This window comes from Natrialba magadii ATCC 43099 (assembly GCF_000025625.1).
In the GTDB taxonomy this organism is placed as follows: Archaea; Halobacteriota; Halobacteria; order Halobacteriales; family Natrialbaceae; genus Natrialba; species Natrialba magadii.
On the sequence record NC_013922.1, the window covers coordinates 2,632,918 to 2,646,433 of the forward strand.

Sequence of the window (13,516 nt, forward strand, 5' to 3'; positions counted from 1 at the left end):
CGAATCGACTGGAACAGATACGCTCGCTCCGGAACGCTCTCGACGGTCCGGTTTCGCGACGAGCAATCGCGCTCGGTCGTCCTCTGTCTGGACGCGCGAGCAACGTGTTACGCGTCCACCCCCGACGAACCGCACGCGGTGGCCTACGAGGTCGCAGCCGCCCGTGCAGTGCTCGATACGATCGAAAAACGGGACGAATCAGTTGGTATAGCAGTGCTAGGCCAGGAGTTCGAGTGGATTCCAACGGGCAGCGGCTCACACCACGTCGCGACGGTTCGACGGGCACTCGAGTTCGAAGCCGACGGGTTCGTCCCGATCGATCCGCCGACGTCGGAACGAGGGTCGGAAGCCACACCGTTCGACGAGCAGGTTCGAACGGTCGAAACCCACCTGGTGGGCGGAGCCGCCGTCATCCTCTGTTCCCCGCTTCTGGACGACAAGCCACTCACTGCGGCGCGAACACTCGAGTCAGCGGGGTGTTCGGTGACGGTCCTCTCACCCGATGTGACGACGGACCGGTCGCTTGGATCCGAACTGGCGCGTCTTCAGCGCGACAATCGAATCAACTCGCTCCGTCGAACCGGAACCGGCGTGATCGACTGGCAACCCGACCACTCGCTCGAGGCGGCGATCCAGCGGGGGCTCCGACAGTGACGTCGTTTCCGAGCAGTCCCGAAAGTGGGATCCCAACCGCGACAAGCGGGTATATATCGCTTTTTACCGCCGTTTCAGCATGTTTTGTCGGCATGACGGAACCGTTCCAGATCGCGCCACTTCTCGTCCTCGCGGCGGGAATCGTGTTTTTCACCGGCGGCACAACGCTTCGGCACCGCGGCGTCCGAATCGGCGGCCGAATACTCACAGGAATCGGCATCGTAGTCGGCGGTGGCGCGGTCGTCGGTGCACTCGCTCTCGCCCCGTCACTGCTGGGGCTCGTTTCGATCCTGCTCTGTAGCATTGGCGTCGCCTTGCTGGCGATCGCCCTGTTACCGACGTACGTCCTGTGGCTTCGCGGACTCGCGCTCACGGGTTTGGCGCTGGTATTTCTGGGACTCATCGCGAACACGGTGATCGGAGAGCCGCCGCTCTGGCGATCGGTCTGTGCCGTCTCGCTGCTGTTCGTCTCATGGGATACCGCCGAACGTGGAATTTCGCTCGGCGAACAGGTTGACAGCGAGACCGAAACGGCTGCACTCGAGTTCACGAGCATCGCAGCGACGGGACTCGTCGGCGGGGTCGCCCTTCTCCTGACGCTCACCGTTGCGCTCCTTCCAACAAAATCCCCGTCACTTCTCGGGATCGGCGCACTCCTGATTGCCGTGGTTGCCTTCGGACTCGCGTTCTTCCGGTTTCCGTCGGAACGATAAATTGGTGGCCAGACGACAGGGTTACTCGTTGCGACCCCACTTCGCAGCGTGCTTCGGTCGCTCGCTGATAGAGTCGACCTCGAGTTCTCCCTCGAACGCGTCGAGCGCCTCGACGTACGCCTCGGCGCTGGCTTCCGTCGAGAGATACGGAATCTCCTCTTCGACGGCCATCTCCAGCGAGTCGCGGTCGCGGCTGACGACGAAGTCGACCTCGCCCTCGCGGATCGCCTGCGGCACGTCGTCGAACTCGGCGATCTCGAAGTGGGTCTCGAAGCCATCCACGTCGAAGTCGACAACTGCAGTCCCCTCGCTAACGGCGTTGTACGCAGCCTGCTGAGCCTTCCAGTAGGCCGTACCGAAGTCGCTTGCGGTTCCCATCACTTCGCCGGTGGACTTCATCTCCGGACCGAGACGTGGGTCCGAGCCCGGCAGGCGGTCGAACGGCAGCACGACCTCCTTGATCGAGGTGTGGTCCGGCACCTGCTCGGTCGCCTCGAGACTCGAGAGGGTCTCGCCGGCCATCACCTTCGCGGCGAGTTTGGCGATCGGGACGCCGGTCGCCTTCGAGACGAACGGAACGGTGCGCGAGGAGCGCGGGTTCGCTTCCAGCACGTACACTTCACCGTCCTGAACGGCGAGCTGGACGTTCATCAGGCCCTTCGTCTTTAGCGCCTCAGCGATGTCCTCTGTGACCTCGCGGACGCGAGCCAGCGTGTCGTCGTCCAGCGAGCGCGGCGGGATCATACACGCCGAGTCACCGGAGTGCACACCGGCGCTCTCGACGTGTTCCATGATACCGCCGATGAGGACGTTTCGGCCGTCGGAAACCGCGTCCACGTCGAGTTCGACCGCGTTCTCGAGGAAGTCGTCCACCAGAATCGGCTTTTCTGGACTGACACGCACTGCCTCCTCGATGTAGGTCTCGAGTTCCTCATCGGTGTAGACGACATCCATCGCGCGGCCGCCGAGCACGTAGGACGGGCGGACCAGCACGGGGTAGCCGATATCGTGAGCCAACTCGAGTGCCTCTTCCTTGGAGAAGGCGGTGCCACCCTCTGGTTGGGCGATCTCGAGTTCGTCCATGAGGGCGTTGAAGCGGTCGCGGTCCTCAGCGAGGTCCATCGCCTCGACGCTCGTCCCCATGACCTCGCAGTCGAGGCCACGGCGGTGGAGTTCGTCCTCGAGCGGTTCGCCGATGTTGACGGAGGTCTGGCCGCCGAACTGGACCATGACGCCGTCCGCGCCGGTGGCTTCGGCGACGTCTGCAACCTCCTCGGCCGTGATCGGTTCGAAGAAGAGGCCGTCGGAGGTGTCGTAGTCCGTCGAGACGGTTTCGGGGTTGTTGTTCACCACGTGGGCGTCGATGCCAAGTTCTCTGAGCGCGCGGACCGCGTGGACCGAACAGTAGTCGAACTCGACCCCCTGGCCGATGCGGATCGGGCCGCCGCCGACGACGATCACGCTCTCGATTTCGGGGTCGACTTCGAGTTCGCCGGCAGCGGCCTGGCCCTCGAGCGGGCCGGACTCGAACTCGTTCTGGCGTGCGGAGTAGTAGTACGGCGTCTCGGCCTCGAACTCGCCGGCACAGGTGTCGACCTGCTTGTACGTGCGGCCAGGGACTTCCTGTTCGACGGAGCCGACGTCGGTGCCGGCGGTGGTCGCGATCGAGGCGTTCGTGTGGCCGGCGATCGCGGCCTCGGTGAAGTCACCTTCCTGTGCGGCGCGGACCGACTCCGCGATGCGGCTGTAGCGCTCGGTGTACCACTCGAAGATGCCAGTCAGGGAAACGACTTCTTCGACGCTGTAGCCGCGTTCGAACGCTTCGAACATCGCGTACGGACGGTCGGGGGATGGGCGCTCGAGATAGTGGGACTCGAGTTCCTCGTCGCTCACGTCGGCCCAGGCGACATCCGGCTCGTATTCACTCGAGCGCAGCGCCTTGAGCAGCGATTCCTCGAAGCTGCGGCCGATGGCCATCGCCTCGCCGGTCGACTTCATCGCAGTCGTGAGTTCGAAGTCGACGTCGTCGAACTTGTCCTTGGGCCAGCGCGGCACCTTCGTGACGACGTAGTCGATCGCGGGCTCGAAGGCAGCGGTCGTCTCGCCGGTGATTTCGTTGTCGATTTCGTGGAGGCGCTTGCCGAGGGCGACCTTCGCGGTCACGCGGGCGATTGGATATCCGGTTGCCTTCGAGGCCAGCGCGGAGGAACGGGAGACACGCGGGTTGACCTCGACCACACGGTACTCGCCGCCGGGCGTGCCGTCGTCGTGCCAGGCGAACTGGATGTTACAGCCGCCCTGGATCCCGAGTTCCCGGATCACGTCGAGCGCTGCGGTACGCATCTCCTGGTGACCCTCGTCGGGGACGATCTGGGAGGGCGTGACGACCGTCGACTCCCCGGTGTGGATGCCCATCGGGTCGATGTTCTCCATGTTACAGATGATGATACAGGAGTCGTCGGCATCGCGCATGACCTCGTACTCGTACTCGACCCAGCCCGCGATGGACTCGGTGATGAGCACCTCGCTGTTGCGCGAGAGGCGAAGCCCCTTGCGGACGCGCTCGATGAGTTCGTCCATCTCCTCGACGACGCCCGACCCGGAGCCACCAAGGGTGTACGTCGTGCGCGCGATGACCGGCAGCCCGCCGACCTCGTCGACGGCGGCCTCGACTCGCTCGCGCAGGTCGTCCTCACTCAGACTCGTCGCAGACTCGCCCTCCTCGAGTGTGATCGTCGTCGAGCCGGGAACCGGCTGTCCGATCTTCTCCATGCGCTGGCGGAAGAGGTCGCGGTCCTCGGTCGCGTAGATCGTCTCGAGTGGTGTGCCCATGATCTCGACGTCGAACTCTTCGAGGATGCCCTCCTCGGCGAGTTCGGCGGTGACGTTGAGGCCAGTCTGGCCGCCGAGGCCGGCGATGACGCCGTCGGGGTTCTCCTTCCGAATAATCTCGGCGATGGCGTCGGTGGTGATCGGCTCGATGTAGACTTCGTCCGCCATCTCCGGGTCCGTCATGATGGTCGCCGGATTCGAGTTGACGAGGACGACGCGAGCGCCTTCCTCTTGCAGCGCCCGGCAGGCCTGAGCCCCCGAATAGTCGAATTCAGCGGCCTGCCCGATCTGGATCGGGCCGCTCCCGATCAGCAGGATCGTACGTCCGTCCCCTGGAGTCTCGTCGTGGTCCGTACTCATTGGTCTTGTCCGTTCGAAGTTCGCACATCGTAATAAGCCCCACGATACAATACGATTCTCGAAATGGTTTTTCGAAATTCGAACCGTCCGTGAAACCGAAGCGAATCAACGCGTCGAGCGGCCGTTCTGTCGGTAGCCAGACCGCTCCATGTCGGCTCGGGTATGAGTCGCCCCTGAACTCGAACCGCGTACTGTCCCGACCCGCACCTAGTAACACGCTCGTCAGGCGGTGTCGTCGATGTCCGGGAATTGATATATGTACTCGAGTGCCTACCAGCTACTGCGATGAACTCAGCTACTGTCTGTGACTTTGTATACGTTCGACATGATAACCAAAGCAGTCAAGAAGGAGAGGTGTTTGCCTAATGTTTGACGCGCCTGGTGCCGACGTGCTCTTCGTCCTTGCACGAGTGCTCTTTGGCGGCGTCCTTGCGTTCACCGGTCTGAATCACTTCCTGAACGTCGAGGAGATGGCGGGCTACGCCGAGTTTAAGGGCATTCCAGCGCCGACAGCGTCGGTCCTCCTTAGCGGTCTCCTGCTCGTCTTCGGCGGTGTCTCCATCGTCCTCGGGATTTTCCCAGCAGTCGGCGCTGCGGGACTCGCTATCTTCCTTGCCGTCTCAGCGATCACGATACACGACTTCTGGAACGTCGACGGCGCGGACGCACAGGACGAATTCAACAGCTTCCTCAAGAATATCTACGGCAGCGGTGGTGCGCTGCTGTTCCTCGTCGTGAGTAGCACCCACTGGCCCTACGCGTTGAACGTCGGGCTCTAGAGCAGCTTCAACCAACCTCTCCTCAGAGCGCGCGGTCGTGCTCGCTCTCGAAATCGCGCTGCTGGCGGTACTGCTCGACGAACTCGCTCACGTCGAACTCGAGCATCTGCGACTCGAACTCGCTTACCGCCGTATCGTCCTCGGCGTGGCTGATCGCGTGCTCCATCAATTCGACGACCAGTTCGACGATAATCTCGTGCAGTCGCCGCGCATCGAAGTCCGTCACCCAGACCATCGAATATCCCACGGCGCCGTCGTCACTCGCGTCGTGCGTGACGACTTTCTCCGGAAATTCCTCTAACACCACGCCCATGAGATGGGGCGTGCCGAACTCGCCGAAATCGTCCTCCGTGTCGATCGTCTCCTGGAGAATCGTCACGAGCGACTCCGGGAAGAACCGGGAGGGCGGGTGGACGTCTGTAACGACTGCGTGGGTCTCTCCGCAGGAGTCCGCGTCGGGGCCACCCGGACACGTGAACTCGCGCATCCCCAGATCGATCTCGTGCGGATCGATCGTCGCACCGCAGGGTAACTCGAGTTGCCGTTCGTCCTCGGGACCCGGGACACGGGGAGTTGCCATCGGCGAGGATTAGGTCGGATTGGGGATAAGGGCGACGACTCGATTCGCTCAGAGATCGGCTGCGACAAACCTGGCGTAGCCGACGGCGAGTGGAACGAGCAGCCACAGAGCGAGAATCACGATCCCGATTTCCGGACTCGCATAGAGGGGCTCAGCTTCCGCGGCCGTTACCTCGACGCCAGCGCCGGTCTGGGCCGGTTCAGCGCCGGCCGTCTCCGCGAGGTCAGGCAACAGCGCGACGATCGACGAGAGGTACGCGGACGACGGCGAGAGTTGCGTGACGGTGAACGTCCAGTCCGGCACTGTCGACGGGAACGAAAACCCGTTAACGACGTAGAGAATTCCCATCGGGACCACGTCCCACAGCAGTTCGAACACGACAAAGAAGCCGAGTGCCAGCGTCGTCGCCCGCGATGTCGATCCCGTCATCGCCGAGATGCTGACGACGACGGCCGCGTAGACGGCCGCAAACGACAGCGTAACGAGGACGAACACCGCGAGGGCGACGGCGTCGATCTCGCCGAGCAGTACGGCACCGAATCCGAGTCCGACGACGAGTCCGACGCCAAGCCCAAACGCGAGGACGCCAGCCCGTCCGACGACTTTCCCGGCGAAGACCCGGCCGCGAGTGGTCGGCAAGGAGAGCAAGAGCTTGATGCTACCGAGTTCGCGCTCGCCGGCGAGCGATTTGTAGCAGACGACGATCGCCGCGAGTGGAACGAACAGCCCGACGAGTCCGACGGTAAAGAAGAGCAGGCCGCCGAACGTTGCTCCTTCCGGCGAACCGAACAGCTCGGGGACCTCGACGTACGCGTACGTAGAAACCATCGAGAGCACGACGAAGACGGAGACGAGCGCCCACAGTGCTCGCGACTGCACGGCGTCGCGAAAATCCTTCGTCGCGACGATGCGCCAGGTCATGCCTCGACCTCCTGGTCTTCCGACGTGTACCGAACGAACAGATCCTCCAGCGACGATTCAGTAACCGAGAAGTCCTGCACTCCCGCTTCCTGGTCGATCGCGTGCAGGACGGCGAACTTCGAGTCGCCGTCGACGGTCACTCGTAGCCGGCCGTCGTCGATCGACGCGTCACCCACGCCCTCGAGTTCCCGAACGCGTTCGAGAACTCCCTCGTCGAGTTCGGCGACGTAGACGGTCAGCGTCTCGCCGGTCTCGGTCGAATCCCGGAGGCCGTCGATGGTATCGACGGCGACGAGTCGTCCCCGATTGATGATCGCGACACGATCGCAGACTGCCTCGACCTGTTCCATGACGTGACTCGAGAAGAACACCGTCGTACCGCGGTCGTTTTCCTCGCGAATGATCTCACGCATCTCCCGGGCCCCGTTCGGGTCCAGTCCAGTCGACGGTTCGTCGAGGATCAACAGATCGGGGTCGCCGACCAGCGCCATCGCCAGGACAAGCCGCTGGCGCATCCCCTTCGAGTAGCCGCCGGCCTTCCGGTCGGCCGCGTCAGCGATCCGGACGCGCTCGAGTAGCGCCGCCGGATCGTCGTCGACGCCTTTCATCTTGACGGCAAACTCGACGTGCTGTCGCCCGGTGAGTCGGTCGTAGACGTGATAGCCGTCCGGAAGAACACCGGTTCGGCTCCGAACGGTCTGTCCGGCCGACTGGGCGTCGTGGCCCAGCACGGTCGCTGTCCCGTCGGTCGGTCGGATGAAATCGAGCAGGATGTCGATCGTCGTCGACTTGCCTGCACCGTTCGGTCCCAGAAAGCCGAATATTTCGCCCTCTTCGACGGTGAGGTCGAGTCCGTCGACAGCGACGACATCGCCGAAGCGTTTCGTCAGCCCGGTGAGTTCAATCGCCGCCATACCCACCCTCCTGGAGTGTCAGTATCTCGTGCAGTATCGGTGAGACAGAGAGCATATACGTTCATACGCGGCGATCGAAATAAATATTGTCATCATCCGAACATATTGACAGCGGCGCTACTCAAATTTGTTTGAGTCAGACAGACAGGCCAACACCGGCGGCTCCAGTACAAGCGACAGCAGTTCACGCATCGATCGCACTGCTCACGGCCCTCACTCGATTCGCTCCTCTGAACCGCATACCACGGATCTCTGTTCGGTTGGGCAGCACTCCCCTCAGTGGGTGTTACAGCGCTCGTCGGCCCGGACGGGAGCCACCCGCAGCGAATCGCTCACGTCGAGCATCTCGAGTTGGAGCGTCTCGTGGTCGACCGTGAACTCGACCGTCGCCTCGAGTGGGTCGAGAGTGTTGACATCGGTCGTCACGACATCCGTGATGAGGAACTCGAAAAATTCCCAGAGGGGCAGTTCCGGCACGGAGATTCCGTGTTCCCAGAAGAAGCCGACGGCGGCGGGGTGTGCCGCCGCAACCACTTCGAGCGGCACGTGAATTGTGAGCCAGCACTCGCGGCACGTGCATCCGAGCGTGTAGAGCGTTCGGCCGTCGTGGCGGTGGGAAGTGACACTGGTATCGACCCACCCATAGCATTCCGGACAGACCGATCCCCGAACCAGCATCCCCGTGACCCAGATTCGACGACCGACGCTATCGATGATCTCCGAGGCCGATCTGTGACGTGTCTGGCTTCGAGGGAGCAGGTCAATCAGGAGCGTCGATCCACACCCGTCACAGCGGATGCGGAACTGCTCCTCGTCGACCATCGCGACGAGCGAGGATGCCTCGCAGAATACACAGACGCCGTCCACAGCGGTGTCGTCGAACGAGCTGGTGCTCTCGTACAGTCCGGAGAGAATCGTTCGGACGATCTTGTCACCACCGTACGTCAACCGGTAGCCGTCCGCTGTTTCGGCGACGAAGTGACCGACGAGTCGGTCCAGATGGTACGAAAACTGTGACGTGCTCTCGACACCGACGGCGTCGTAGAGCTCCGTAAACGACAGACGGGGCCACTGTTCCTTTCGTTCCCGTTCCACTTCGGCCAACGCAAGCAGAATCTCGAGCCGCGTTCGGTTTCCGAGCGCACTGATCGACTCGACAACATCCGGATCGATACGCGCCTCGTCTATCGAAGTCATTGATTTTGGCCTCCACTCGTCAATCCTGCTCTGACGAGTTCTGGAGCGAACGGAGGGGGCCGTTCAGCGCTGCGTCCGATCGCAGCTGGAGTGTCGTCTCGCTGGTGGTATCGGTTCCGTCGATGCCGTCGATGCCGTCGATGCCGTCGATGCCGTCGATGCCGTCGATGCCGTCGGTTCCGTCGGTTCCGTCGGTTCCGTCGATGCCGTCGATGCCGTCGGTGCCATCGATACCAGCTTCAGGGCCAGTCGTCTCGAACCGGTTCAGTATCGTCTTCTTCCTCCTCGACGTTCGTCGCGAGAATCCAGTCCGCTGCCTCTGCGGCATCGTCGACAGCGAGATACTCCCAGTCGACCTCCTCGGCTAACTGTTCGTCCTCGTCGTCGACACCGATATAGACGTAGCGGTCGGTATCGAACTGATCTTTGACACCCTCGAGACTCTCTGCCTTCCCGCGCGGACCCGAAAAGAAATCCTGTCGGATGCGGTTCTTTCGGGTGAAGTTCGTCACGACGTAGGTCGGCTTTTCAGAGACCACGCCGATGTACTCGGTCCAGCCGCGTGCGTCCTCGAAGACACTCTCCGGCGAGGCGAACTTCTTGAGCGCCTCGAGTTCGAACGCCAGGGTCATGTCGCTACCGCCGTTCATACTGTCTCAAAACGGCGCACTGGGGAAAACGGCTTCGATACGTCCGACTCGTCGGGTGCCCACGAGCAGGGTACTCGAGTACCAGTGTCCGGCACCGGAACGGCAGATCGGAGTAGTGGTACTGAACAGACATATCGCGTGCGAGGCGTCAAGTTGATAGCGAGAGAGTCCTTCGGATTCGCTTACCTATGCCGCCCGCATCAGCCGGGGCCGACGGGATATCGGCCGCCGGTCTCGAGTTCGCAGGCGACGCTGCGGTTTCGTCCGTGTTCGCGTTCGCATCCGCGTCGGGCTCCGTCTCCGGTCCCGCAATCGCGTCGACGCTCATCGATTCGCCGCTGACTGACGTGCTCGCGTGGCTCGCAATCGGCGCGTTCCTCGCCGCGGTCGTCCTCCAGTGGAACGGTGCCGTCGATGGCGCGCGCCAGCTTGCGGCGGCCGCGTGGGTCGTCTTCGGCGTCTTCTGGCTCACGATGTTTCCGTACTACTACTACGAGATGCAGAGCCCGCTGCAGACGATTCTGACGGTCGTCGCCCTTCCGCTGTGTGTCTACGTTGCCTACCTGCTCTACACCGGCCGGCAATCGCTCCTCTTGCTCTCGAAAGCCGTGGCGCTCATGGGGGTGATCTACCTCCCCGTCGAGACGATTCCGGTCGTTCGCACGTGGCTGATCGAAACGACGGCGATCCAGACCCATTACGGAATGGAACTGCTCGGCCATAGTCCGGGCATCAACGAGGGGGCGAACGGCTACCAGAGTCGGTTCGACTTCGACCCTGACGAGACAGTAACGGGACGAACGACGTACATCATCCTCGCCTGTACTGGAATCGGAAGCATGGCGATCTTTGGGGGACTGATCGCTTCGGTCAGCGCCCCACTCAAGCGGAAGGTTCCGGCGTTCGTGATGGCGATCGGCGTCATCTGGTTCCTCAACCTCCTCCGAAACGTCTTCATCGGCCTCGCCTCGCCGTGGGGCTGGTTCCAGCAGGACTGGGTCGTCTCGTTCATGACAACCTACATGGGCGCAGAAGCCAACCGGGTCTCGTTCCTCGTCGCGCACAACTACATCGCCCAGGCGCTGTCGGTCGTCGCGCTCATCGGGATTACCTACCTCGTCGTCAAACTCGTCCCGGAAGTGCTCGCGCCGCTGGAGGACGTACTCTTCGTCCTGACGGGTAACGAGTACGACCTCTTCGAGGCGCTGAACGTCGAGGAGTATCGGCCGGCGAACGCCCCAAGTGCGCTCGAGCAGTAAGCACCGCTACCGCCAGTGACGTCCGCCACCGATACCAACGATACCGGCACTGACCGCTCGTTCACGCTCCGCTCGCGCGCCGCCTTCATCCCCGCTGCCGAGACGCTCGTCATCGCCGACCTCCACCTCGGTCGCGGCCGTTCCTCCGCCGTCGACGCACCCATCGACGCCACCGAGAATATCCAGTCGCGACTCGCTACGCTTCTCGAGTACACCGGCGCAACGACCGTCGTCGTCGCCGGCGACCTCCTGCACGCGTTCGACTACGTCCCACAAGGTGTCGAAGAATCACTGGGGGTACTCGAGTCCACCGTCGAGTCGGCGGGTGCAGCACTGATCGTAACGCCGGGAAACCACGATTCGATGCTGTCGTCGGTGTTCGAAGGTGAGACGCAGCCAGTGTGGGAACTCGAGCACGAAGACGTACACAAACGCGAACTCGAGACCACCGCAATTGCCGTCTGCCACGGACACGAGGAACCGGACCGTGAGGCAGACCTGTACGTCGTCGGCCACGATCACCCGGCGCTGTCGATCGAGGGCCGAAAGAAGCCGTGCTTTTTGTTTGGACCAGCGGCCTACGATGGGGCAGACGTGCTGATGCTACCGGCGTTTACCGAACTTGCGGGTGGGGCGACGGTGAACGGGATGCGTGCTCGCGACTTTCAGTCGCCGCTCGTAACGGATGCGGACGCCTTCCACCCGATCGTCTGGGACGACGGCGCTGGGGAGTCGCTGTGGTTTCCGCCGCTTGGGGAGTGTCGGCGACTGTTGTAGCACCGTCAGTGTCGACGGCTACTGTCGCCTCCGTGAGTGCCGACTTTATGCTGTTGCCTACACGAACGGCACCGCACTGAGAAACAGCACGGCATTGAACGCGCCGTGGACCAGCGCCGGGACGACGAGCGTTCCCGTCCGTTCGTAGACCACGCCGAAGATTGCCCCCATCACGGAGTAGTAAACGGTCATGTGGGCAATGACCGTAGTGGGTGCCTCGAGCAGGAGAATCGGGTAGAAGTGAAAGAACGCGAAGACGAAGCTCGCGAGGCCGATGGCCGCGACCGGCCCGAATACTGCACGAAGTCGCCCCTGAATCACACCCCGAAAGAGGAACTCCTCGACGGGACCGACGATGAGCAGTGAGAGCACTGCTCCGAGAACCAACACCGACAGTGAGGAGACATTGTATCCCGAATATGCCGTGAAATCTGGCCACAACTCGAGAGCGGGAACCACTACATCGGTGCTGGCAAACGAGAGTGCCACAGCGACCAGTCCGGCCACAAGACCCCCACCGGCCAGAGCCAATTCGTCTCGAGTCGGCCACCGAACTGAGACCGTCATCCCCGGTCGGTACCACAGGTAGCCAACGCCGACAACAAGAAACGACATCTGGATTGCAAGCAGATTTTGTGCAAACGCCAGGCTCTCGTTGCCGAAGTCACCCATCCGAAGAGTGAGTACGCTGGCTGCGGTGTTGGCGACCACTGCTGCAAGACTGAGCGCCGCGACGACGGCCAGTGCCCGAGTGCGTCCGGAGCGGTCAGTTGGAGTGTCGGTACCACCACGTTGTTGGGTTGTCTCAGCCATACCGATTCGTTGGAACCTGACACAATAATTGTTATCTGTATGACATTTAAGTTGAGTGGTTGACAGGTTCGCAACAACTATTCGGACAGGAGACGATACGCGAGTCGTGCCTCCGGAGTACTCCGTCCCCAACGATGCGTACGCGGCCCTCGGTGACGAGACGCGACTCGAGATTCTGTTCGAACTGGCCGACCACTACGATGAGGCGTGGTCGTCCGGGTGGCTCTCCTTTAGTGCACTCTGTGAGCGGGTCAGCGTCGACGACACGAGCCGATTCAGCTACCATCTCGGGAAGCTACAGGATCAGTTCGTCGTCAAGGAGCGCGAACAGTACCGGCCGACGATCGCTGCGCTCGAGGTCGTAACTGCGATCCGCGCTGGTACGTACGACGACACGACGACTCGCGAGACGACTATTGACGCGTCCTGTCCTCACTGCGCCCAGTCGCTGCTCGCCCGTCACCACAACCACATGCTGACGCTTTCCTGTTCAGACCATGGCGTTGCGATGGGCTATCCCGTCCCGCCGATCGCTGCCGCCCACCATTCACTCGAGACGGTGGTCGATCTCGTACTCCAGCGACACGCAGCCCACGTCGAGTCGCTTCGTCGCGGCGTCTGTCCGTACTGCTGGGGTCCAGCCACCCTCTCTCTGCCATACGAGGAGATTCCCGAATTCATCCTTCAGTATGACACCGTCTACGCGACAGCAGCCTGTGAGGAGTGCTGGATGTCCTACCCGCTCCCAGTTCCCGAACTGCTCGTTTCACATCCCGCTGTCCACGCGTTGTACGCCGCTCACGACCTTGAGCCGCCAGCCACCCACCTCGGCTCGAATTCACTGGTGAACCTGAGCGATGTCAATCTTCTCGAGGACGGCGGGGCCAACGTCACAATCTCACTCGAGGAGGCAACGCTCGTCGTCGAGCTCCGCGACGATGGTTCCCTCGAGCAGTGGCACGAATCCTGAACGATGTCCGATCTGGATCTACGCCCTGGCAACGTTTGGGCCCCACGTGGCGACAGTACCCCCTGATACTGAACAGCGCGCAGGTCTCTATAATTGA

The 13,516-nt window shown here is 62.4% G+C and carries 13 protein-coding genes and 1 pseudogene; 6 read left to right on the forward strand and 8 right to left on the reverse strand.

Annotated features, from left to right (window positions below; all coding sequences use genetic code 11):
- Positions 1-654, forward strand: a pseudogene (locus NMAG_RS20995) (DUF58 domain-containing protein); the annotation flags it as partial.
- 92 nt (positions 655-746) lie between these two features.
- The gene (locus NMAG_RS12315) at positions 747-1,367 is read left to right on the forward strand and encodes a DUF7519 family protein (RefSeq protein WP_004215242.1); all 621 of its coding nucleotides are present in this window, start codon (positions 747-749) and stop codon (positions 1,365-1,367) included.
- 21 nt (positions 1,368-1,388) lie between these two features.
- On the opposite strand, the gene carB is transcribed toward NMAG_RS12315, so the two are convergent.
- Positions 1,389-4,559: a carbamoyl-phosphate synthase large subunit gene (carB, locus tag NMAG_RS12320; RefSeq protein ID WP_004215241.1), complete on the reverse strand. Its 3,171-nt coding sequence runs from the start codon at positions 4,557-4,559 to the stop codon at positions 1,389-1,391.
- 365 nt (positions 4,560-4,924) lie between these two features.
- Here carB and NMAG_RS12325 point away from each other — a divergent pair, with 365 nt between their 5' ends.
- On the forward strand, positions 4,925-5,338 hold the full coding sequence (locus NMAG_RS12325) for a DoxX family protein (RefSeq protein WP_004215240.1): 414 nt from the start codon (positions 4,925-4,927) through the stop codon (positions 5,336-5,338).
- Positions 5,339-5,360: 22 nt separating this feature from the next.
- Here NMAG_RS12325 and NMAG_RS12330 read toward each other — a convergent pair whose 3' ends face one another.
- From NMAG_RS12330 to NMAG_RS12355, 6 genes are all read right to left on the reverse strand, one after another.
- Positions 5,361-5,918, reverse strand: a complete 558-nt coding sequence (locus NMAG_RS12330) for a DUF5815 family protein (protein ID WP_004215239.1) — start codon at positions 5,916-5,918, stop codon at positions 5,361-5,363.
- A gap of 48 nt (positions 5,919-5,966) precedes the next feature.
- Complete coding sequence (locus tag NMAG_RS12335) at positions 5,967-6,839, reverse strand: ABC transporter permease subunit (protein ID WP_004215238.1); 873 nt, start codon at positions 6,837-6,839, stop codon at positions 5,967-5,969.
- Entirely contained in the window at positions 6,836-7,753 is a 918-nt protein-coding gene (locus NMAG_RS12340) for an ABC transporter ATP-binding protein (protein ID WP_004215237.1), read from the reverse strand. The genes NMAG_RS12335 and NMAG_RS12340 overlap by 4 nt, the downstream gene beginning before the upstream one ends.
- Positions 7,754-8,029: 276 nt before the next feature.
- Complete coding sequence (locus NMAG_RS12345; protein WP_004215236.1) at positions 8,030-8,950, reverse strand: ArsR/SmtB family transcription factor; 921 nt, start codon at positions 8,948-8,950, stop codon at positions 8,030-8,032.
- A 19-nt stretch (positions 8,951-8,969) separates the two neighbouring features.
- Positions 8,970-9,278, reverse strand: a complete 309-nt coding sequence (locus tag NMAG_RS21375) for a hypothetical protein (protein ID WP_049939271.1) — start codon at positions 9,276-9,278, stop codon at positions 8,970-8,972.
- On the reverse strand, positions 9,190-9,600 hold the full coding sequence (locus NMAG_RS12355; RefSeq protein ID WP_004215235.1) for a DUF7124 domain-containing protein: 411 nt from the start codon (positions 9,598-9,600) through the stop codon (positions 9,190-9,192). Before NMAG_RS12355 ends, NMAG_RS21375 begins: the two co-directional genes overlap by 89 nt.
- A gap of 188 nt (positions 9,601-9,788) precedes the next feature.
- Between NMAG_RS12355 and artA the strand changes: the two genes are divergently transcribed.
- Positions 9,789-10,859 (forward strand): archaeosortase A, encoded by a 1,071-nt coding sequence (artA, locus tag NMAG_RS12360; protein ID WP_004215234.1) that lies wholly within the window; start codon positions 9,789-9,791, stop codon positions 10,857-10,859.
- 15 nt (positions 10,860-10,874) lie between these two features.
- A complete protein-coding gene (locus NMAG_RS12365; protein ID WP_004215232.1) occupies positions 10,875-11,636 on the forward strand; it encodes a metallophosphoesterase in 762 nt (253 codons plus the stop codon).
- Between the two features lie 57 nt (positions 11,637-11,693).
- On the opposite strand, the gene NMAG_RS12370 is transcribed toward NMAG_RS12365, so the two are convergent.
- Positions 11,694-12,449, reverse strand: a complete 756-nt coding sequence (locus NMAG_RS12370; RefSeq protein WP_004215231.1) for a CPBP family intramembrane glutamic endopeptidase — start codon at positions 12,447-12,449, stop codon at positions 11,694-11,696.
- A gap of 106 nt (positions 12,450-12,555) precedes the next feature.
- Between NMAG_RS12370 and NMAG_RS12375 the strand changes: the two genes are divergently transcribed.
- Positions 12,556-13,419: a winged helix-turn-helix domain-containing protein gene (locus NMAG_RS12375; protein ID WP_004215230.1), complete on the forward strand. Its 864-nt coding sequence runs from the start codon at positions 12,556-12,558 to the stop codon at positions 13,417-13,419.
- The last annotated feature ends 97 nt before the right edge of the window (positions 13,420-13,516 follow it).

Coding starts and splice junctions, on each gene's coding strand:
- NMAG_RS12315 (WP_004215242.1), top strand. CDS start 747: ATGACGGAACCGTTCCAGATCGCGCCACTTCTCGTCCTCGCGGCGGGA.
- carB (WP_004215241.1), bottom strand. CDS start 4,559: ATGAGTACGGACCACGACGAGACTCCAGGGGACGGACGTACGATCCTG.
- NMAG_RS12325 (WP_004215240.1), top strand. CDS start 4,925: ATGTTTGACGCGCCTGGTGCCGACGTGCTCTTCGTCCTTGCACGAGTG.
- NMAG_RS12330 (WP_004215239.1), bottom strand. CDS start 5,918: ATGGCAACTCCCCGTGTCCCGGGTCCCGAGGACGAACGGCAACTCGAG.
- NMAG_RS12335 (WP_004215238.1), bottom strand. CDS start 6,839: ATGACCTGGCGCATCGTCGCGACGAAGGATTTTCGCGACGCCGTGCAG.
- NMAG_RS12340 (WP_004215237.1), bottom strand. CDS start 7,753: ATGGCGGCGATTGAACTCACCGGGCTGACGAAACGCTTCGGCGATGTC.
- NMAG_RS12345 (WP_004215236.1), bottom strand. CDS start 8,950: ATGACTTCGATAGACGAGGCGCGTATCGATCCGGATGTTGTCGAGTCG.
- NMAG_RS21375 (WP_049939271.1), bottom strand. CDS start 9,278: ATGCCGCAGAGGCAGCGGACTGGATTCTCGCGACGAACGTCGAGGAGG.
- NMAG_RS12355 (WP_004215235.1), bottom strand. CDS start 9,600: ATGAACGGCGGTAGCGACATGACCCTGGCGTTCGAACTCGAGGCGCTC.
- artA (WP_004215234.1), top strand. CDS start 9,789: ATGCCGCCCGCATCAGCCGGGGCCGACGGGATATCGGCCGCCGGTCTC.
- NMAG_RS12370 (WP_004215231.1), bottom strand. CDS start 12,449: ATGGCTGAGACAACCCAACAACGTGGTGGTACCGACACTCCAACTGAC.